General features: G+C 58.0%; 1 protein-coding gene and 1 pseudogene. Both read right to left on the bottom strand.

Translation table 11 applies throughout. The annotated features are described in order from the left end of the window. A pseudogene (locus NKH57_RS33785) lies at positions 1–88 on the bottom strand (FixH family protein); the annotation flags it as partial. Then, a partial coding sequence (locus NKH57_RS33780; RefSeq protein ID WP_352950704.1) for a FixG Ig-like domain-containing protein occupies positions 85–578 on the bottom strand: 494 nt, incomplete at its 5' end. The pseudogene NKH57_RS33785 and the gene NKH57_RS33780, both read right to left, overlap by 4 nt.

Genomic DNA, 578 nt, shown 5'->3' with positions numbered 1-578 from the left:
CCGCGATGACCACCCCGAAGAAGGCAAGGATAATCGCCAACATGTGCCTGCCGGTGAATTCGCGGGATTTTCGCGTGGTGGCGTTCATCTGGCGATCTCCGGCGCGTTGAAGGTGGCGGTGTATTCGTTCGACTCGAAACTCGCTTTGTCCTCGACCTGAAGAGTGAAGGTCTGCGCTTCGCCATGGATCTGCTCAGCAGGCAGGCGCACGAAAACCTTCAACATCTTGAGCCGGTCGGGTTCGACCTGGATCGCAAAAGAGCGACCGACGGGGAGGTCGACACCGACGATGCTCATCTCTGCGCCTGGCAAGCCTGCTATGGTGACGATGACCGTTCTTGGTTCGGGGATCATGTTCAGCAGCTTGACGGTATAGCCATTGCGGATGGAGCCGTCGGACAGCGTCACGAATTGCGGATTGCGATCGTGCAGGACATTGATCTCGAGCCGGTCGCGCGTCAGCAGCGAATAGAGCAGGCCCAGACCGATCAGAGACCACATAGCCATGTACACGTAGGTGCGCGGGCGAAAGATCTTGCGGATATGGAAATGAGCCACCCTGTCTGAAAACAGGCCGT

This window comes from Mesorhizobium sp. M1050 (assembly GCF_040318715.1).
In the GTDB taxonomy this organism is placed as follows: domain Bacteria; phylum Pseudomonadota; class Alphaproteobacteria; order Rhizobiales; family Rhizobiaceae; genus Mesorhizobium.
The sequence above is the reverse complement of the archived record's forward strand: the minus strand, read 5'-3'. Positions and strand labels throughout refer to the sequence as shown.